The organism is Inquilinus sp. 2KB_23, assembly GCF_052115705.1.
Taxonomy (GTDB): domain Bacteria; phylum Pseudomonadota; class Alphaproteobacteria; order DSM-16000; family Inquilinaceae; genus Inquilinus; species Inquilinus ginsengisoli_A.
This window is the reverse complement of the sequence record NZ_JBFRHF010000005.1, coordinates 114,082-132,955: the sequence shown is the minus strand read 5'-3', so window position 1 is coordinate 132,955 and position 18,874 is coordinate 114,082. Positions and strand designations below refer to the sequence as shown.

Genomic DNA, 18,874 nt, shown 5'->3' with positions numbered 1-18,874 from the left:
GGGACCGGCTGGAGGTTGGTGGCTGTCACGGGATCAGGGCTTCCTGCCGGTCCAATACTGATTCCTGTCATAGGTCGCCGACCAGGTGAGGCCCTCGACCGTCTTGCGGCTGGCGATCACCTCGGAGAGCTGGAACATGAAGGCGAAGGGCGATGCCTGCTGGTGGCGGCGCTGCAGATCGGCATAGATCTGCGCCCGCTTGGCGCTGTCGCGCTCGAGCACGGCCTGCTGGGCCTCGGCGGTCAGCGCCGCATCCTGCCAGCCATTGGCCCAGGCCGTGGTCTTCGACGCCGGGTTGTCGCCATTGTCGGTGTTGATGGCAAAGGTCCCGGCATTGGAATCCGGATCCTCATAATCGGGCCCCCAGCGGCCGATATAGACGTCGTGGTTGCGGGCGCGCTGCTTGGTCAGGACCTGCCTGGCGTCGCCCGGGATCAGCTCCAGCGTCACGCCGGCCCGGGCGAAGCTGGCCTGGACCGCCTGGGCGATGTCGATGTAGGGCGACTGGTTGATCACATCCATCGTGGTCTTGAAGCCGTCCGGCAGGCCGGCCTGGGCCAGCAGCGCCTTGGCCTTGGCGACGTCGAGGGTGAAGGGCGCGTCGTCGATCGCGCCCAGCATGCCCGCCGGCACCAGGGTCTGATGGACGGTGGCGAGGCCATGCATGATGGTCCCGACGATGCCGTCATAGTCGATCAGATACTTCAGGGCCTGCCGCACCTCCGGCTTGTCGAAGGGCGGGTGCAGGACGTTGAGGCTGACATAGAAGATCGACATCTTCTGCACCGGCTCGAGCGTGATGTCGGCATTGCCCTGCAACGACTTCAGCTGGTCCGGGGTCAGGTTGCGGGCGACGTCGACATCGCCCTTCTGCAGCAGCAGCAGCCGGGTCGAGGCATCCGGGACATGGCGGATGAAGACCCGGCGGAAACCGGGCTGGCCCTGCCAATAGCCGTCGTTCCGGTCGAGCGCCAGCAGCTCGCTGGGCTTCCAGGACGCCAGCTTGAACGGGCCGGAGCCGGCCGACGCCGTCTTCAGCCAGCCATGACCGAAATCGCCATTCGCCTCATGCGCCTTGACCAGCTTGCTGTCGACCACGGCGGTGACGGTGGAGGTCAGGCAGTTCAGCACGAAGGTCGGCGCATAGGCCTTGTCGGTCTTGAACACCAATGTCCGGTCGTCCGGCGCCGTGACCATGCGGTCGACATTGTCCGCGGTCAGGCCGAACTGGCTGACGATATAGGCCGGCGGCAGGTTCAGCTTGATCGCGCGCTGCAGCGACCAGGCCGCGTCCTGCGCGGTCAGCGGATTGCCGGAGTGGAACTTCACCCCATCGCGGATCTTGAAGGTGTAGGTCACGCCGTCGTCGGAGACGGCCCAGCTTTCGGCCAGCAGCGGCACGATCCTGCTGGCGTCCTTGTGGTCGTACCCGATCAGCCGGTCATAGACCTGGGCCAGGTATTCGGTCGAGGAGGCCTCGAAGATCTCGGCCGGGTCGAGCGAGACGAGGTCGTCGATCACCCAGGCTTCGACCAGCGTGTCGGGCGGCGTGCCTGCCCTGGCCGTGAGGCCAGAGCAGGCGATCATCGCCGCGAGGATGCCGCAGGCGAACAGCTTCAGCACGGTTCCGGATCCTCGCTGCGGCTCAGGACTTCTTGCCGGTCCAGTAGAAGTTGCTGTCGAAGGCCGGGCCCCAGGTGATGCCGGAGATGTTCTTGCGGCTGGCCGGCACCTCGGTCTGCTGGAACATCACCGCGAAGGGCGACACCTCCATATGCTTGCGCTGCAGGTCGGCATAGGTCTGCGCCCGCTTGGCGCCGTCGCGCTCGGTGACAGCACCCTGGGCCTCGGCCGTCATCGCCGCATCCTGCCAGCCGTTGCGCCAGGCCAGCGTCTTCGATTTGGCACCGTCGCTGTTGTCGACATTGATGGCGAAGGTCTCGGCGTTCGAGTTCGGATCCTGATAGTCGGTGCCCCAGCGGCCGATATAGATGTCGTGGTTGCGGGCCCGGTACTTGGTCAGGGTCTGCTTGTTGTCGCCGGGGATCAGCTCGACCTGAACGCCGGCCTGGGCGAAGGTCGACTGGATCGACTGCGCCATGTCGGTCGACGGCGAGGCGTTCCAGACGTCGAAGGTGGTCTTGAATCCGTCCGGCAGCCCGGCCTTGGCCAGCAGCTCCTTGGCCTTGGCGACGTCGAGCTTGAACGGCGCGTCGTCGATCTCGCCCAGCATGCCCTTGGGAATGAAGCTCTCATGCTTCACGGCGATGCCGCGCATGAAGCTGTTGGCCATGCCGTCATAGTCGATCAGGTACTTCAGGGCCTGCCGCACCTCGGGCTTGTCGAAGGGCGGGTGCCGTGTGTTGAAGCTGATGTACCAGACCGAGCCCTTCGGCGAGTCCTCGAGCTTGATGTCGGGGTTGCCGTCGAGTGACTTCAGCTGCTCGGCGCTGAGGTTGCGGGCGACGTCGACATCGCCCTTCTGCAGCAGCAGCATCTGGGTCGCGGCCTCGGCCACATGGCGGATGAAGACGCGGCGGAAGCCCGCCTTGCCCTGCCAGTAGTCGTCGTTGCGGTCGAGCACCAGGGATTCGTTCGGCTTCCAGGCCGACAGCTTGAACGGGCCGGAGCCGGCGGAATGGGTCTTCAGCCACTCATGGCCGAAATCGCCGTTCGCGGCATGCTCCATCGCCAGCTTGCTGTCGATCACCGAGGCGACGCCGGAGGTCAGGCAGTTCAGCACGAAGGTCGGGGCGTAGGCCTTGTCGGTCTTGAACACCAGGGTGCGGGCATCCGGCGCCGTCACCGTCTGCTCGACATTCTCCGGGGTCAGCCCGAACTGTCCGAGGATGAAGGCCGGCGACAGGTTCAGCTTCACCGCGCGCTGCAGCGACCAGGCCGCGTCCTGCGCGGTCAGCGGATTGCCGGAGTGGAACTTCACCCCGTCGCGGATCTTGAAGGTGTAGGTCAGGCCGTCATCGGAGACGGTCCAGCTTTCCGCCACGCCGGGCAGGATCTTGCTGACGTCCTTGACGTCGTAGCCGATCAGCCGCTCATAGACCTGGGCCTGGTATTCGGCCGCCGAGAACTCGAAGATCTCGGCCGGGTCGAGCGAGATGATGTCGTCGATCTGCCACGCTTCGACCAGCGTGTCCTTCGGTGTCTCGGCCATGGCCGGAAGGCTGGCGCAGGCCAGGATTGTCGCTGCGAGTAGATTGCGGGTGAAACGCTTGATCACGTTGTCCCCCTCCCTGTTGTTTTTTCCACGACCACGGAACGAAGACCGGGTGCCGCGCGGACTTCCGCCGGAAAACCATCCGTCGCGGAGGAGGCAGCGGCGCCCGAGGTCGGACCATCTTCCGGGCCGCATCGAACCGGAGTCAAGCCGCTCCCCCGGCCGCCCCGGGTAACGTTCCCTGTGGGACCATCCTGCCATCAAAAAAATTTTGATGGCAGCAAAATTCCGTCTAGGCTTCCGGTCACAGCAAGGGGGCGGCGCGACGGACAGCATGGCGGAACAGGCAGCCGACACACGGCCCGCGGCGCCGCATCTGGGCCGGGCGATCCGCGCCCGCCGCCGCGCCCTGGACCTGACCCTGAAGGACCTCGGCGAACGCAGCGGCCTGTCGGTCGGCTTCCTGTCGCAGCTCGAACGCGACCTCGCCACGCCTTCGCTCAGCGCCCTGTCCGGCATCGCCGCGGCGCTCGGAGTCGCGCTCGATTCCTTCCTGGCGGCGCCGCGGCCCGCCAGCGGCCTGACCCGGCGGGGCGAGCGGCCGCTGTTCTCGACCGGTGCCGCCGGAATCGACCAGATCCGGTACGAGCGGCTGAGCACCGCCTTCCCCGGCCAGTCGCTGAACGCGGTGCTGGTCCATGTCCCGCCCGGCTACGAATCCGAGGCGGTGCGGCATGAGGGCGAGGAGATCGCCTATGTGCTGGAGGGGTCGCTGATCGTCGGCATCGCCGGCGAGACCATCCGCCTCGACGCCGGCGACAGCCTGCACTACGCCGCCGGCCAGGCCCATCGCTGGACCAACGCCCAGGACGGCTGGACCCGGGTGCTGTGGACCGGGACCGCCCCGATTTTCGATCGCATGCGAGAGGACAGATGACGGATCCGACGAAACCGGCCGGGCTGGGCGACCCCGCCGTGGCCGCCGCGGTGGCGGCGCTGATCGCCGCCCAGGCCGCCCCCGGCCAGCCCGGCACGCTGTTCCGCACCGCGGACGACGCCTACCGCGCCGTGGTCGGGCACCGGCTGTTCACCATCATGGCGCTGCGCGCGGAGACGGCGGAGGCCGAGCGGATCTACACCAACGACCCCGTGGCCTATCCCGTCACCGGCCGCAAGCCGATGCATCAGGACCGCTGGTCGGCCCAGGTGATCGGCCGGCGCGAGGTCTTCCTTGGCCGCACCCTGGCCGAGATCGCCGAGGTGTTCCCGGACTATGAACTGATCGCCTCGCTCGGCTGCGGCGCGGTGCTGAACTTCCCGATCGTCTATGACGACCGGGTGCTCGGCACCATCAACGTGCTCGACGCCGAAGGCCACTACGACGAGGCCGCGATCGACCGTGGCCGCTGGCTGGCGCCATTCCTGGCCCCGGCGCTGCTGACCGACTGACCCGGACCACCAACACCAAACAGGGAGACAAAAAACGATGCGAAGCCTGCCCTTCTTCCTCCTCGCCGCGGCGCTGCTGGCGCCGCTGGCCCCGGCCGTCGCGGCGACGCCGGCCGATGCGCTGGTGGTGGCCAAGAACATCGACGACATTGTCAGCCTCGACCCCGCCCAGGCCTACGAGTTCACCTCCGGCGAGATCGTCACCAACACCTATGACCGGCTGGTGCAGTACGAGGCCGAGGACATGCAGAAGCTGGTCGGCGGGCTGGCCGAAAGCTGGACCGTGTCCGACGACGGCAAGAGCCTGGCCTTCAAGCTGCGCCCCGGCGTGACCTTCCAGGGTGGCGCCCCCCTGCGGCCGGAGGATGTGGTGTACTCGCTGGCCCGCGTGGTCAAGCTGAACAAGGCGCCGGCCTTCATCCTGACCCAGCTGGGCTGGACCCCGGAGAATGTCGGGCAGCTGGTGCGCAAGACCGGCGACGCCGAGGTGACGGTCACCACCACCGGCAGCTTCGCCCCCAGCTTCATCCTCAACATCCTGGCCTCGCGCCCTGCCTCGATCGTCGACGAGAAGACGGTGGCGGCGCATGCCAAGGACGGTGATTTCGGCAATGCCTGGCTGGGCCAGAACTCGGCCGGCACCGGCCCGTTCTCGCTGCGCGCCTACAAGCCGAACGAATCGATCGCGCTGCGCGCCAACCCCGCCTATTTCCGCGGCGCGCCGGCGATGAAGTCGGTGATCTACCGCCATGTGTCGGAGCCGGCGACCCAGCGCCTGCTGCTGGAGGCCGGCGACGCCGACCTGGCGCGCGACCTGACGCCGGACCAGGTGGCGGCGATCGAGGGCAAGGACGGCATCGCCGTCGGCACCTATCCGCAGGCCGCGGTGCATTTCTTCAGCCTGAACCAGAAGGTGCCGGCGCTGCAGAACCCCAAGGTTTGGGAGGCGGTGCGCTACCTCGTCGACTATGACGGCATGACCAAGAGCTTCCTGCGCGGCCAGATGAAGGTGCACCAGGCGTTCTGGCCGGAGGGCTTCCCCGGCGCGCTGAACGACACGCCGTTCAAGCTGGACGTCGCCAAGGCCAAGGCCCTGCTGGCCGAGGCCGGGATCAAGGACGGGCTGACCATCAAGATGGATGTGATCTCCAGCCCGCCCTTCACCGAGATCGCGCAGTCGCTGCAGTCGACCTTCGCCCAGGCCGGCATCACGCTGGACCTGGTGCCCGGCACCGGCAGCCAGGTCATCACCAAGTACCGCGCCCGCAACCACGAGGCGGTGCTGCTGTACTGGGGCCCCGACTTCATGGACCCGCATTCCAACGCCGGCGCCTTCTCCTACAACATCGACAACAGCGACGGGTCGCCGCAAAGCACCACCACCTGGCGCAATTCCTGGCTGGTGCCGGAGCTGAGCGCCGAGACCGAGGCGGCGCTGCAGGAGCGCGACGCCGCCAAGCGCGACGCCCTGTACATCGACCTGCAGCGCAAGGTGCAGGAGTCCTCGCCGATCGTGATCATGTTCCAGGCGGTCGCCCAGGTGGCGATGCGCAGCACCGTCCATGGCTACGTCAACGGCGCCACCACCGACCAGATCTACTACCGGCTGGTGACCAAGCAGTGATGCCCGACAATACCATCGAGACCGAGCGCCTGATCCTCCGCCCCCACCGGGCGGAGGATTTCGACGACCTCGCCGCGATGTGGGCGGAGCCGGAGGTGACCCGCTTCATCGGCGGCCGCCCCTCGACCGCTGAGGAGAGCTGGGCCCGGCTGCTGCGCTATGGCGGGCTGTGGGGACTGCTCGGCTTCGGCTACTGGGCGGTGCGCGAGCGCGCCACCGGCCGCTTCGTCGGCGATGTCGGCTTCGCCGATTTCCACCGAGGCCTGGGGTTCGACGGCGTGCCAGAAGCCGGCTGGGTCCTGGCGCCCTGGTCCCATGGGCGCGGCCTGGCCGGCGAGGCCGTGCGCGCCGCCCTGGGCTGGGTCGATGCGCAAGGCTGGACCCGCAGCGTCTGCATCATCGACCCGGACAACACCCCGTCGCTGCGCCTGGGCGGCGCCTGCGGCTACCGGGAGGTCAACCGCATGACCTACAAGGACCACCCGGTCATCCTGATGGAGCGGCTGAAGGGCTAGGGCGCGCCAGGCGCCCCGCCCCTCGGAACCTGCCCGCCCCTCAGAACTTGTAGGTCAGGTTCAGCCGCACGCTGCGGCCCGGCTCGGTGTAATAGCGCAGCGGCTGGGTCGGGGCGTCCGGCACGTTCAGGGCGTCGTAGTATTTCGTGTCGAACAGGTTGAACAGCCCGGCCTGGACGCGCAGGCCGTTCGCCCCTTCCGGCTCCCACCAGCCGGTCATGTCGAAGACGGCGTAGCCCGGCGCCTTGAACTGCAGGTCGGGATCCTCGACCTTGTCGCGCCGCGTCGCCATGGTCACCGAGGCGTCGGCGCCCCAGCTGGCGGCGTCGTAGCCGAGGCCGAGGATGGCGCGCAGCGGCGGCACCGAGTTGAGATAGGTCTCCGCCCCCTCGTCGCGGCCGACCGACCAGGCCAGCGACGCCCAGCTGCGCCAGCCGTCGCCGAAGCGCCAATGGGCCGCGGCCTCGACGCCGTAGATCCGCACCCGGGCGCGGTTCTGGTAGGAGGTGACGCCGAGCGGGTAGCTGCCCGACGGCACCCCGACGCTGGCCGGGTCGACGCTGAGGGTGTCGATGAAGTTGTTGTACCAGGTGTCGAAGAAGGTCAGCGACCCGCCGAGGTCGTCGTCGCCGAGCCGCGCCCCGATCTCGTAGCCGCTGCTGGTCTCGGGCTTCAGGTCGGGGTTGCCGAGGCTGAGATAGGTGCCCGGGCCGCCATAGTTCAGGTACAGCTGATAGGCGGTCGGCGCCTTGAAGCCCTTGGCCCATTGGGCATAGAAGGTCACCTCCTCCACCGCCTGCCAGGACACCATCACCTTCGGCGACAGCGCGCTGTCGGAGGAGGAGTTCGGCAGCCCGCCGGCCGCATTCGGGTTGTCGCGATAGGCGGCGGTCTCCTGCGGGGTCAGCTCGTACCAGTCGAAGCGCAGTCCCGGGGTCACCTTCACCCGGTCCTCGAACAGGGCGATCTCGTCCTCGGCATAGAGCCCGACGGTGTTGCCGTTCACCTCCGGCATGTCGGCCTGGTTGGTGTGCAGGAAGCTGCACAGCCGCGGGCCGAAGATCGCCGGCCGGGTGGTCGGCGTCGCCGGGCAGTTGTCGGCGCCGCCCGAATGCTGCTCGATCCCGAGATGGTAGTATTCGCCGCCGACGGTCAGGCGGTTGGGCAGCGTCGCCAGCTCGACCGTCTTCTCGGCCTCGCCGTTGAGGCCCCACAGGGTCTCTTCGATGCGGTTGTTCCTGGTGTAGCGGCCGCTGGGATAGCCGTACTGGAACGGGTCCCCCGGAATGATGAAGGCGCGGGCGTCGGTGCTGCGCAGGCCGCTGTTCTCGTCGGTCCGCTCCGACTGCTGCCAGTACAGCGTCAGATGCGCCCGGTCGAGCAGCCCGCCCGGCTCCGGCGCGACATAGTCGTAGCCGAGCGAGGCGCGCTTGCGTTCGCTGCGCTCGATGCCGTCGTCATGGCCGATCAGGTAGCTTTCGCCCGGCCCCTGGTCGGTCTTGATGTCGAGATTGTCCTGGCGGCGGAAATACTCGCCGGTGAAGCTGAGGCGGTGGCCGCCCTCGAAATGATGCGCCAGCTTCACCAGCAGGCTTTGCTGGTCGTAGTCGTCGGGGTTGTTCTTGGTGCGGTCGGCGCCATAGCCGCCGACATTGCCGCGATTGTCCAGCTCATGGCCGTAGCGCAGCCCGGCCTGCAGCATCAGATAGGTGTCGCCGACCCGGCCGGCGACCGCGGTGGTGCCGCCGACGCTGTCGTCGTCGCCCTGATAGCCGAACTTGCCGATGCCGCCGAAGTCGCGGCCGTCGGCCAGCAGATCCTCGGGGTCGAAGGTCCGCAGCGCCAGCACGCCGCCGAGCGCGCCCGAGCCGTAGCGGCTGGAATCGGCGCCCCTTACGATGTCGATCTGCGACAGCGAGTCGAAGTCGAAGCTGCGCAGCCCGCCCCGCACCTGGCGGGCGCCGTCGTCGAGATAGGGCAGCCGGATGCCGTCGATCGTGGTCAGCACCCGGTCGCCGTCGAGGCCGCGGATGTTGATGCTGTCGTTCTGCCGGTTGAAGTTCACCCCGGCGTCGACGCGGCGGCCGAGATCCTCCCAGCTGCGGACGAAGCGCCGGTCCAGCTCCTGCCGGTCGGTGCTGTCGGTCCAGGCCGGCTGCTCCTCCACCGCGGCGCCGGTGACCGGGATCGGCGCCAGCTGCAGGACGGGCTGCAGCTCCGTCGCGGCCGACGCCGTCTGCCCCAGGGCGCCCCCGGCGAAGGCCGGGCAGCCCAACGTCAAGGCGCCAAGCGCCACCCCCAGGCGCAACGCGCCCCGATGCGAACAGACCATGGTGATTCCCCCATCCCGCGAAAACGAATCCGGCGGCTGGGGTGTGATCCGACCTGGCGAAACCGGGTGTGCGACGGCGCGGCGGTTGACTGGCCCCGGCACCGCGCGATCCGGCCGTGAGTTACCGGCAAGGGCAGGCGGCCGTCAACAATCTTCTGCAAATCATTCTTAATATCATCGCAATATCGCTGCCGTTCCGGACACGAAAGCATCTGCATCGCCTGCGATGGCGTCCGGAAAGAGAAATCATCCACAACATTGTTGGGAAGCCGCTACGACCGACATCGGCCTGCAACACATCTTGTCTAGGGTCCCGGCGTCGTTTGAACGGCGTCGGCCCGGGGGTTCGAATCCCAGTGATTCGAGACGGGTGCCGGCGCCCTTCTTTTGCGAATTCCTGGAAACAGCGGCCCCGGTGCTGGAACAGCGCCGGCCTCTCCTGGGGGCATCCTGGCGATGACGTCCGAAAGCAGGCGCGACTTCCTGAAGGCGGCCGGTGCGCTGGCCGGTGCGACCACGGCGATGTCGGTGTTCCCGCCGGTGATCCGCGAGGCGCTGGCGATTCCGGCGAACAACGCCACCCGCTCGATTAGGGATGTCGAGCATGTGGTGATCCTGATGCAGGAGAACCGGTCCTTCGACCATTACTTCGGGACCTTCCCCGGCGTCCGCGGCTTCGGCGACCGCTTCACCATCCCCCTGCCCGGCGGCCGCTCGGTGTTCCAGCAGTCCAACGGCACCCGGGTGGTGATGCCCTATCACCTGGACCAGCGCCGCGGCAACGCCCAGCGGGTGACCGGCACGCCGCACACCTGGAGCGACGCGCACCAGGCCTGGGCCGACGGCCGGCTGTTCGAATGGCCGCGCTACAAGCAGAACCAGTCGATGGGCTACTACACGGGGACCGAGCTGGACTTCCAGTTCGCGCTCGCCAACGCCTTCACCCTCTGCGACGCCTATCACTGCTCGCTGCATGGCGGCACCAACCCGAACCGTCTGTTCCACTGGACCGGCACCAACGGCCCGACCGGCGCCGGCGTCGCCGCGGTGCTGAACGAATGGACCGATCTCGGCCCGTCCAGCCAGGGCTACACCTGGACCACCTATCCCGAGCGGCTGCAGGCCGCCGGCGTGACCTGGAAGGTCTACCAGAACCTGCCGGACAATTTCGGCGACGACCCGCTGGCCGGGTTCAAGCAGTACCGCCGGGCCAACGAAGCGATCGGCAACCTGCCCAACGGCTTCCCCTTCCTGCCCTGGCGCCCGGCGCAGGACCAGGCACAGCCCCTGTACAAGGGCGTCGCCAACACCGCGCCGACCAGCGCACTCTCGCTGCTGAGCAACCGGCTGAACGAGTTCCGGGCCGACATCCAGGCCGGCAAGCTGCCGCAGGTGTCCTGGCTGGTGGCGCCGGCCGCCTATTCCGAGCATCCCAGCCCGTCGAGCCCGGTCCAGGGCGGCTGGTACGTGCAGGAGGCCCTGGCCGCCCTGGTCGCCAACCCCGAGGTCTGGAGCAAGACGGTCCTGATCGTCAATTTCGACGAGAATGACGGCTTCTTCGACCATATGCCGGCGCCGGCCGCCGCCTCGCGCAATCCCGACGGCACCGTGGCCGGCGGCTCGACCCTGTCGGATGCGGCCCTGGCGCCGGAATACTTCACCCACCCCAAGCCGCCCGGCAGCACGGCGCAGCCGCAGCCGGACGGCCGGGTCTACGGCCCCGGCCCGCGGGTGCCCTGCTACGCCGTCTCGCCCTGGAGCCGCGGCGGCTGGGTCAATTCCGAGGTGTTCGACCACACCTCGGTGCTGCGCTTCCTGGAGCGGCGCTTCGGCGTGCAGGAGCCAAACATCGGCGCCCATCGCCGCGCCGTCTGCGGCGACCTGACCTCGGCCTTCGACTTCGTCACCCCGAACCTCGACCGCCCGCCGGAGCTGCCGAACCGAAGCAAGGTCGCCGCCGACCTGATCAGCCTGACCCAGGGGCTGCTGCCGCAGGTGGCGGTGCCCGGCGTGTCGGCGCAGCAGCCGCCGCAGCAGTCGCCCGGCCTGCGCCTGTCCCGCGCCCTGCCCTACGAGCTGACCGCCGACGGGCAGGCGGATGGCGCCGGGAACCGGTTCCAGCTGCAGTTCATCAACACCGGTGCCGCCGGCGCCGTGTTCCACGTCTATGACCGGCTGCACCTGGACCGGGTGCCGCGTCGCTATACGGTCGAGACCGGCAAGCAGCTGGCCGGCGAATGGGCGACCGGCCCCGATTTCGGCCAGTACGACCTGTGGGTGCTGGGGCCGAACGGCTTCCACCGCCACTTCACCGGCAGCGTCGCCGCGCTGGGCGCGGGAAAGGCGGCGCCGGAGGTCACGGCCGCCTACGACAAGACGGCCGGCAAGCTGGCGCTGCAGATGTCCAATCGCGGCAGCCGGGCCTGCACCTTCGTCGTCACCGCCAACGCCTATCAGGCGGTCGGGGGATCGCCGCGCCATCCGATCGCGGCGGGCGGCCAGGCCACGCTGCGCCTGCCGCTGCTGGCGCAGGGCCGCTGGTACGACATCACCGTCCGGGTGGAGGGCGACGCCCTGTTCTCCCGCCGCTTCGCCGGACGCATGGAGGACGGAACCCCGAGCGTCTCCGACCCGGCCTTCGGCCAGGCCAGCGCGACCTGATAGAGGCGGGCTCGAACGTCGAGGCGGCTGGCTGGCCTCGGCGCCGTGCAATCCGGCCATGAGTCATCGGCGGAACCGGGTGAGCACCGGCAAGTTCTTGCGAGTTATTATCAACATCAGAACATTATAGTTGTCGTTCCGGACCTGAAAGCATCCGCATAACTTCGGATTGCCGTCGGCAAATGAAATCACCGACCTTATTGTTAAGAAACCGCTACGAACGACATCTTTCTGAAACACATCTTGTCTAGGGTCCCGGCATTCCCGGTCGCACCGCCTCGGAATGCTGGAATCGATGCGATTCCACGAGGGGAAAATGGTGTCAGAAAGCTCGAATTTTACGCAATCACGGTCCAGACGCCACAGAAGCAATCGCTTCTCTCTGGGGGAACAAGACTCATGACTTCCGAAAGCAGACGCGACTTCCTGAAGATGGCCGGGACGGCGGCCGGCGGCGCCGCTGCGCTGTCGATGTTCCCGCCGGTGATCCGCGACGCGTTGGCCATCCCGGCGCACAACGCCACCCGCTCGATCAAGGATGTCGAGCACATCGTGGTGCTGATGCAGGAAAACCGGTCCTTCGACAGCTATTTCGGCACGATGGCCGGTGTCCGCGGCTATGGCGACCGCTTCACCATTCCGCAGGCCGGCGGTGGCAGCGTGTTCCAGCAGTCCAACGGCAGCCGCGTGGTGATGCCCTATCACCTGGACGAGAAGAAGGGCAACGCCCAGCGCGTCAACGGCACGCCGCACGGCTGGAGCGACACGCACAACGCCTGGGCCGACGGCGTGATGAGCCACTGGCCGCAGTTCAAGCAGAACCAGTCGATGGGCTACTACACGGAAGAGGAACTGCCCTTCCAGTTCGCCCTCGCCAATGCCTTCACCATCTGCGACCAGTATCACAACTCGATCCTGAGCAGCACCAACCCGAACCGGCTGTTCCTGTGGACCGGCACCAACGGCCCGACCGGCGCCGGCGTCGCGTCGGTGGTCAACGAGTGGGATGATTTCGGCCCGTCGAGCGAGGGCTACACCTGGACGACCTATCCGGAGCGGCTGCAGAAGGCCGGCATCTCCTGGAAGGTCTACCAGAACCTGCCGAACAACTTCACCGACAACTCCCTGGTCGGCTTCAAGCCGTACCGCCGCGCCAGCGAGGCGATCGGCAACGGCCCGAGCGGCGCGCCCTACATCCCCTGGCAGCAGTCCCAGGATGCGAAGCAGCCGCTGTACAAGGGCGTCGGCAACACCATGCCGACCAGCGGTCTGCTGGAGGAGTTCAAGGCCGACATCCTGGCCGGCAAGCTGCCGCAGATCACCTGGGTGGTCGCCCCGGACACCTATTCCGAGCATCCCGGCCCGTCCAGCCCGGTCCAGGGCGGCTGGTACACCCAGGAGGTGCTGGCAGCCCTGGTCGCCAACCCGGAGGTATGGAGCAAGACGGTCCTGATCGTCAATTTCGACGAGAATGACGGCTTCTTCGACCATGCCCCGCCGCCGGCGCCGCATTCCTTCAACCCCGACGGCACCCCGGCCGGCGCCTCCACCCTGTCGGACAAGGACCTGGCCTACGAGCGCTACGGCTGGCCGGTTCCCCCCGGCACCCGGGGCCAGCCGACGCCGGACGGCAAGGTGATCGGCCCGGGCACCCGCGTGCCCTGCTATATGGTCTCGCCCTGGAGCCGCGGCGGCTGGGTCAATTCCCAGGTGTTCGACCACACCTCGGTGCTGCGCTTCATGGAAGAGCGCTTCGGGGTGAAGGAGACCAACATCAGCCCCTATCGCCGGGCGATCTGCGGCGACCTGACCTCGGCCTTCAACTTCCGCGACCCCAACACCGAGCGGCTGCCGCGCCTGCCGAGCACGACCAAGACCGCGGCCGACGCCTTGCGGGCGCAGCAGGAAACTCTGCCCCAGGTGCCCCTGCCGGACCCGACCGCCCAGCGCGCGCCGGTCCAGGCCCGCGGCATCAAGCCGTCCCGCGCCCTGCCCTACGAGCTGACGGTGACCGGCGAGGCCCATGGCTCGGCCAACCGGATGCAGCTGCACTTCGTCAACACCGGCGACGTCGGCGCCGTGTTCCAGGTCTATGACCGGCTGCATCTCGACCGGATCCCCCGCCGCTATTCGGTGGAGGCCGGCAAGCAGCTGACCGGCGACTGGAACACCGCCGCCGATTTCGGCAAGTACGACCTGTGGGTGCTGGGGCCGAACGGCTTCCACCGGCACTTCACCGGCACCGTCACCCCGGGCGGCCACAGCCGTTCGCCGGTGGGGGAGATCGCGGTGTCCTACGACAAGCGGGCCAGTGGCCTGATCGTGCGCCTGACCAACAGCGGCGACGGCCTCGGCTTCTTCAGCATCAAGGCCAACGCCTACCAGCTGATCAACATCCCCTGGCGCCAGATCGTGCTGCCGCACGGCCAGGCGACCGCCTACCTGCCGCTGCTGCTGCAGGGCCGGTGGTACGACTTCACCGTCCGGGTCGATGGCGACGCCCTGTTCACCCGGCGCTTCGCCGGGCGCATGGAGGACGGCAACCCCAGCGTGTCCGACCCCGCCATGGGCGACACGAAGTCGGTCTGATCAGGCGCTTACCCTCCCTGTCATTGCCGGGCTTGACCCGGCAATCCAGAGAATGTCGACAGTCTCTGGATGCCCGGATCAAGTCCGGGCATGACAGGGAGGGGTTTTTACCAGTCGAACGCGTCCGTCGTCAGCCGGCGCCCGACCAGCATGGCGTCGGCGACCAGGCGCAGCGGCGCGCCGTCGACATCGCTGCGGCGCGCATCCAGCAGCCCGGCGAAGTGGCGGTAGATGTGCTGGTACTCCTCGCTCGGCGCCTCGACCGTGACGCGGCCGTCGACCTCCAGCGCCGCGCCGCCCCTGAACAGCCGGGCCGGGCGGCCATCCGCCGTCTCGATCAGCATGTGCCAGGTCTCGCCGCCGGTCTCGCGCCAGTCGAAATCGGCGGTCAGCGCCGGCGCCGCCGGATCGGCGCTGGCGAAGACCAGCCTGGCCGCGATCGGCGTCTGCCGGTTCGACGGATAGGTCAGCTCGGCGCTCCGGACGAAGGGGATGGCCGGCAGGATCCAGGTGAAGATCGACAGGGCGTTGATGCCGGGGTCGAACACGCCGAAGCCGCCCGGCTCCCACACCCAGTCCTGGCCCGGATGCCATTTCTTGACGTTCTCGCGCCATTCGATGCGCAGCGAGCGCAGGCCGGCCTCGGCCAGCAGCGTCCGCGCCGCCTCGACCGCCGGGTTGAAGCGCGAATGCCAGGTCGCGAACAGCACCCGCTTCTTCGCCTCGGCCAGCGCCTCGAGGTCGGCGAGTTCGGTCAGCGTCGCCGCCGGCGGCTTCTCCAGCAGCACGTCCTTGCCGGCCGCCAGCGCCTCGCGCGCGATGGCGTGGCGGACATCCGGCGGGGTGTTGACCGCGACGATGCCGATCTCCGGCATGGCCCGGTACAGCTCCGCCGGGGTGCGGTAGCTGGGCACCCCACCCTGGCTGAGGCCGCGCGTGCTGACCACGGCCGCGAGTTCGAATTCGCCGCTGGCGTCGATCACCGGCAGGTGCTGGTCCTGTGAGATCTTGCCGAGGCCGATGACGGCGATCCTGTGCTTGGCCATGTCCGTTCTCCGTCGTCTCTCTCGCGCCTCAGCGCGTCTTCTCGCCGCCGGCGGCGACGATCACGGCGATGATGATCAGCCCGGTCAGCACCAGCCTGAGGCCGGTGCCGACGCCGAGCGTGTTCAGCATCGTCACCAGCAGGAACAGGAACAGCGCCGCGCCCCACAGCCCGGGCAGGTTGGCCCGGCCGCCGGCGACGCTGGTGCCGCCGATCACCACCACCGCGATCGAGTTCAGCAGATAGTCCTTGCCCATGTCGAGCGAGGCGCCGCCGAAATACCCCGCCATCAGCGCCCCGGCCAGGCCGGCGAAGGCGCCGGAGCCGGCATAGGTCAGGAACCGGGTGCGTTCGATCTTGACCCCGGCGAGATGCGCGGCGCGCGGGTTCTGCCCCACCGCCAGCACCGACCGGCCATAGACCGTGCGCTGCAGCACCACCGCCATCACCGCGGCCAGCACGAAGCCGGCGATCGCCATCAGCGGCACGCCCAGGATCTTGTCGGTGGTGAAGCCGGCGAAGCCGTCCGGCGGCGACACCCGCAGGCCGCGGCCATAGGCGATGGCGACCGACTGGAACACCAGGCTGGAAGACAGGGTGGCGATGATCGGCGGCATCGCGAAGCCGCGGATCAGCGCCCAGTTGGCGATGCCGACCACCAGCCCGGCCACCAGCGCCGCGGCCAAGCCGGGCAGGATCATCGAATCCTGGCCCGCCATGACGATCATGGCGATCGACCCGGACAGGGCGATGTTGGACGGGATCGACAGGTCGATGTTGCCCGGCCCCATCGCGATCACGAACATCTGGCCGATGGCGACGACGACGAAGAAGACGCCGAAGCTGAGCGCGGCGCTGAGCACCTGCCCCGCCCCCTCGCCCTGGGCGATGGCGACGATCGCCAGCCATAGCAGCACGGCGCCGACCCAGGACCACAGCCAGGGACGGTCGCCGGTCCAAGTTGAAATCCGGGTCATCGTGCCCGCCTCCGGCCGGTCAGGGCCCTGAGCGCCAGGACGATGATCAGGATCGCGCCCTGGGCGCCGATCTGCCAGTCCGGCGAGATGTTCAGAAAGGTGAGGAGCGAGGCGGCGAGCGCCAGCACCAGGGCGCCGGTCACCGCGCCGATCGGCGACACCCGGCCGCCGACGAAGTCGCAGCCGCCGAGGATGGCCCCGGCGATCGACAGCAGTGTGTAGCGCTGGGCGATGTTGCTGTCGCCCGAGGTCGACAGGCCCAGCAGCGACAGCCCGGCCAGCAGGCCGAACACCCCGGCCAGGGCGTAGAGGCCGATGCGGATGCGCAGCAGCGACCAGCCGGCCCGGGTGATCGCCTTGGGGTTGCCGCCGGCGCCGCGCAGCACCGCGCCGAGGGCGGAGCGCATCAGGAACAGGTGGACGACCACGGCGAGGACCACGGCCACCAGGATCGGCAGCGGCACGAAGGGCGGCTTCCAGGTCATCGCCGCGCGCAGCCAGGCCGGGCTGCTGCCGCCCGGCGACGGCAGCACCAGGATGGCGAGGCCGAGCCAGACGAAGCTCATACCCAAAGTCACCACCAGCGACGGCACGTTGCGCAGGTGGATCAGGGCACCGGCCGCGGCATAGGCCAGGATTGCGGCCAGCAGCACGGCGATGCCCAGCCAGGGCTGGTCGACCAGCCAGGTGGCAGCGACGCAGGTGACGAAGCCGACATAGGCGCCGATGCCGAGGTCGAGGTCGTTGACCGTCAGCATGCACATCTGCGCCAGGGTCGCGAACATGATCGGGATCGCCAGGCCGAGCATCAGGTTCAGCCCGAGATAGCTCATGGTCCGCGGGTTGATCAGGAAGATCGGCACCAGGATCGCGACCAGCGACAGGAAGGGCAGCAGCGCCCGCCAGGTCGAGGCCCGGGTGAACGGCGCCCACCAATTGGGCCTGGGGCGGGACAGGGACGGGCGGGGCACGGACAGTTCGGTCATGACGCGCGGCGCTCTTCATCCTCGAAGGAAGCCTGGAGGACCGCGGCCTCGGTCAGCTCCGACCGGCTGAGATCCGCGACGATGCGGTTGTTGCGGAAGACATAGACATGGTCGCAGTGCTCCAGCTCCTCCATCTCGGTGGTGTACCAGAGGAAGCTGCGGCCCTGCGCCGCCTGGGCCCGGATCAGGCCGTAGACTTCGTGCTTGGTGCCGACGTCGACGCCGCGCATCGGGTCGTCCATCAGCACAATCTCGGCGTCGCTGCCCAGGGCCCGGGCGAACAGCGCCTTCTGCTGGTTGCCACCCGACAGCGTCAGAATCCCGTTGCCGAGGTCCGGGGCGCGGATGCCTATGCGCTCCTTCCACTCCTGCCCAAGCGCGACCTCGGCCGGCCGGTCGATCAGCCCGCCCCGGCACAGCGCCCGCAGCGAGCGGACCGAGATGTTGCGTTCGATCGACCACAGCGGGAACACGCCCTCGCTCTGGCGGTCGCCGGCGACGAAGGCGACGCGGCCCCGCACCTCGGCGCCGCCGCGGCGGAAGCCGAAGCGGGACCCCACCGCGGTGTCGTGGACCCGGTGCAGCAGCCGGCTCTGGCCATGGCCGGCGAGGCCGGCCAGGCCGATGATCTCGCCCTCGCGCGCCATCAGCTCCAGCCCGCGCCCGGCGGCGGCCGGCACGCGGACCCGGACCGGCGCCGACCGGTCGGCGGCAGCCACCGCCTCGGTCGCCGTGGCGGCGGCATGGCCCATCGCCGCCACCAGGCCGGGCTTGTCGATCGCGCCCTTCGCCCAGGCGCCGACCACCCTTCCGTCGCGCATCACCACGATGCGGCCGGCGGTGGACAGGATCTCGCCCAGGATATGGGTGATCAGGATGACCGACAGGCCCTCGGCGACGCGCTGGCGCACGAAGTCGAGCAGCTGCCCGGCCGCGATGGCGTCGAGCGACGAGGTCGGCTCGTCCAGGATGACCAGGTGCAGCGGCGCGTCGCTGACGCTGAAGGCGCGCGCGATCTCGACCATCTGGCGTCGGCCGATCGACAGGTCCGCCACCTCGGCCTCCGGCGCGATGCCGTGACCGGGGAAGATGCGGTCGAGCATGCCGATGATCAGGTCACCCGCCCGGCGGCGCCAGCCCGGGCCGGTGATGCCCGGATGGGTGATCCGGGCATTCTCCGCGACGGTCAGGTTGGGACAGAGCGACAGCTCCTGGAACACGCAGCGGATGCCGAGCGCCTGGGCCGGGCCGATGGCGTAGCGGCCGGTGCGGTCCTCGCCCAGCACGGTCAGCCGGCCCTGGTCGGGCGCCAGCGTCCCGGCCAGGACGTTCATCAGGGTCGACTTGCCGGCGCCGTTGTGCCCGGCCAGGCCGAGGCATTCGCCGGGTGCGACGGACAGGTCGACCCCGCCCAGCGCCCGCACCGCGCCGAAGCTCTTGGCCACGCCGATGAAGTCGACGATCGGTGATGTCATGCGGGGTTCCTGCGGATTTCGGGATCTCCGAGTTTCCACGTCATTC

At 68.7% G+C, this 18,874-nt stretch carries 13 protein-coding genes; 6 read left to right on the top strand and 7 right to left on the bottom strand.

Annotated features, from left to right (window positions below; translation table 11 throughout):
* Positions 1 to 33 precede the first annotated feature (33 nt).
* The gene (locus AB4112_RS08395; RefSeq protein WP_309791526.1) at positions 34 to 1,623 is read right to left on the bottom strand and encodes an ABC transporter substrate-binding protein; all 1,590 of its coding nucleotides are present in this window, start codon (positions 1,621 to 1,623) and stop codon (positions 34 to 36) included.
* Positions 1,624 to 1,645: 22 nt separating this feature from the next.
* Positions 1,646 to 3,238: an ABC transporter substrate-binding protein gene (locus AB4112_RS08390; protein WP_441718527.1), complete on the bottom strand. Its 1,593-nt coding sequence runs from the start codon at positions 3,236 to 3,238 to the stop codon at positions 1,646 to 1,648.
* A gap of 271 nt (positions 3,239 to 3,509) precedes the next feature.
* On the opposite strand from AB4112_RS08390, the gene AB4112_RS08385 reads away from it, so the two are divergent.
* Genes AB4112_RS08385 through AB4112_RS08370 form a run of 4 tightly spaced genes read left to right on the top strand, consistent with a single transcriptional unit; the run spans position 3,510 to position 6,763 of the window.
* Entirely contained in the window at positions 3,510 to 4,112 is a 603-nt protein-coding gene (locus AB4112_RS08385; RefSeq protein ID WP_309791522.1) for a helix-turn-helix domain-containing protein, read from the top strand.
* Positions 4,109 to 4,624: a GAF domain-containing protein gene (locus AB4112_RS08380; RefSeq protein WP_309791521.1), complete on the top strand. Its 516-nt coding sequence runs from the start codon at positions 4,109 to 4,111 to the stop codon at positions 4,622 to 4,624. Before AB4112_RS08385 ends, AB4112_RS08380 begins: the two co-directional genes overlap by 4 nt.
* A 37-nt stretch (positions 4,625 to 4,661) precedes the next feature.
* Complete coding sequence (locus AB4112_RS08375; RefSeq protein WP_309791519.1) at positions 4,662 to 6,248, top strand: ABC transporter substrate-binding protein; 1,587 nt, start codon at positions 4,662 to 4,664, stop codon at positions 6,246 to 6,248.
* Positions 6,248 to 6,763, top strand: a complete 516-nt coding sequence (locus tag AB4112_RS08370) for a GNAT family N-acetyltransferase (RefSeq protein ID WP_309791517.1) — start codon at positions 6,248 to 6,250, stop codon at positions 6,761 to 6,763. Before AB4112_RS08375 ends, AB4112_RS08370 begins: the two co-directional genes overlap by 1 nt.
* Before the next feature lie 40 nt (positions 6,764 to 6,803).
* On the opposite strand, the gene AB4112_RS08365 is transcribed toward AB4112_RS08370, so the two are convergent.
* Complete coding sequence (locus AB4112_RS08365) at positions 6,804 to 9,095, bottom strand: TonB-dependent hemoglobin/transferrin/lactoferrin family receptor (RefSeq protein WP_441718522.1); 2,292 nt, start codon at positions 9,093 to 9,095, stop codon at positions 6,804 to 6,806.
* 456 nt (positions 9,096 to 9,551) lie between these two features.
* Here AB4112_RS08365 and AB4112_RS08360 point away from each other — a divergent pair, with 456 nt between their 5' ends.
* A complete protein-coding gene (locus AB4112_RS08360) occupies positions 9,552 to 11,756 on the top strand; it encodes a phosphocholine-specific phospholipase C (RefSeq protein ID WP_309791514.1) in 2,205 nt (734 codons plus the stop codon).
* A gap of 399 nt (positions 11,757 to 12,155) precedes the next feature.
* On the top strand, positions 12,156 to 14,345 hold the full coding sequence (locus AB4112_RS08355) for a phosphocholine-specific phospholipase C (protein WP_309791513.1): 2,190 nt from the start codon (positions 12,156 to 12,158) through the stop codon (positions 14,343 to 14,345).
* Positions 14,346 to 14,452: 107 nt separating this feature from the next.
* Here AB4112_RS08355 and AB4112_RS08350 read toward each other — a convergent pair whose 3' ends face one another.
* From AB4112_RS08350 to AB4112_RS08335, 4 genes are read right to left on the bottom strand one after another with little or no spacing between them, the layout of a single operon-like run.
* Positions 14,453 to 15,391 (bottom strand): Gfo/Idh/MocA family protein, encoded by a 939-nt coding sequence (locus tag AB4112_RS08350; RefSeq protein WP_441718517.1) that lies wholly within the window; start codon positions 15,389 to 15,391, stop codon positions 14,453 to 14,455.
* Positions 15,392 to 15,419: 28 nt separating this feature from the next.
* Positions 15,420 to 16,367: an ABC transporter permease gene (locus AB4112_RS08345; protein ID WP_441718514.1), complete on the bottom strand. Its 948-nt coding sequence runs from the start codon at positions 16,365 to 16,367 to the stop codon at positions 15,420 to 15,422.
* A complete protein-coding gene (locus AB4112_RS08340; protein ID WP_309791509.1) occupies positions 16,364 to 17,353 on the bottom strand; it encodes an ABC transporter permease in 990 nt (329 codons plus the stop codon). Before AB4112_RS08340 ends, AB4112_RS08345 begins: the two co-directional genes overlap by 4 nt.
* Entirely contained in the window at positions 17,350 to 18,828 is a 1,479-nt protein-coding gene (locus tag AB4112_RS08335; RefSeq protein ID WP_441718512.1) for an ATP-binding cassette domain-containing protein, read from the bottom strand. The genes AB4112_RS08340 and AB4112_RS08335 overlap by 4 nt, the downstream gene beginning before the upstream one ends.
* Positions 18,829 to 18,874: the final 46 nt, after the last annotated feature.

Excerpts from the sequence above, each read along its gene's own strand:
- AB4112_RS08385 (WP_309791522.1), top strand. The coding sequence starts at position 3,510 with ATGGCGGAACAGGCAGCCGACACACGGCCCGCGGCGCCGCATCTGGGC.
- AB4112_RS08380 (WP_309791521.1), top strand. The coding sequence starts at position 4,109 with ATGACGGATCCGACGAAACCGGCCGGGCTGGGCGACCCCGCCGTGGCC.
- AB4112_RS08375 (WP_309791519.1), top strand. The coding sequence starts at position 4,662 with ATGCGAAGCCTGCCCTTCTTCCTCCTCGCCGCGGCGCTGCTGGCGCCG.
- AB4112_RS08370 (WP_309791517.1), top strand. The coding sequence starts at position 6,248 with ATGCCCGACAATACCATCGAGACCGAGCGCCTGATCCTCCGCCCCCAC.
- AB4112_RS08365 (WP_441718522.1), bottom strand. The coding sequence starts at position 9,095 with ATGGTCTGTTCGCATCGGGGCGCGTTGCGCCTGGGGGTGGCGCTTGGC.
- AB4112_RS08360 (WP_309791514.1), top strand. The coding sequence starts at position 9,552 with ATGACGTCCGAAAGCAGGCGCGACTTCCTGAAGGCGGCCGGTGCGCTG.
- AB4112_RS08355 (WP_309791513.1), top strand. The coding sequence starts at position 12,156 with ATGACTTCCGAAAGCAGACGCGACTTCCTGAAGATGGCCGGGACGGCG.
- AB4112_RS08350 (WP_441718517.1), bottom strand. The coding sequence starts at position 15,391 with ATGGCCAAGCACAGGATCGCCGTCATCGGCCTCGGCAAGATCTCACAG.
- AB4112_RS08345 (WP_441718514.1), bottom strand. The coding sequence starts at position 16,367 with ATGACCCGGATTTCAACTTGGACCGGCGACCGTCCCTGGCTGTGGTCC.
- AB4112_RS08340 (WP_309791509.1), bottom strand. The coding sequence starts at position 17,353 with ATGACCGAACTGTCCGTGCCCCGCCCGTCCCTGTCCCGCCCCAGGCCC.
- AB4112_RS08335 (WP_441718512.1), bottom strand. The coding sequence starts at position 18,828 with ATGACATCACCGATCGTCGACTTCATCGGCGTGGCCAAGAGCTTCGGC.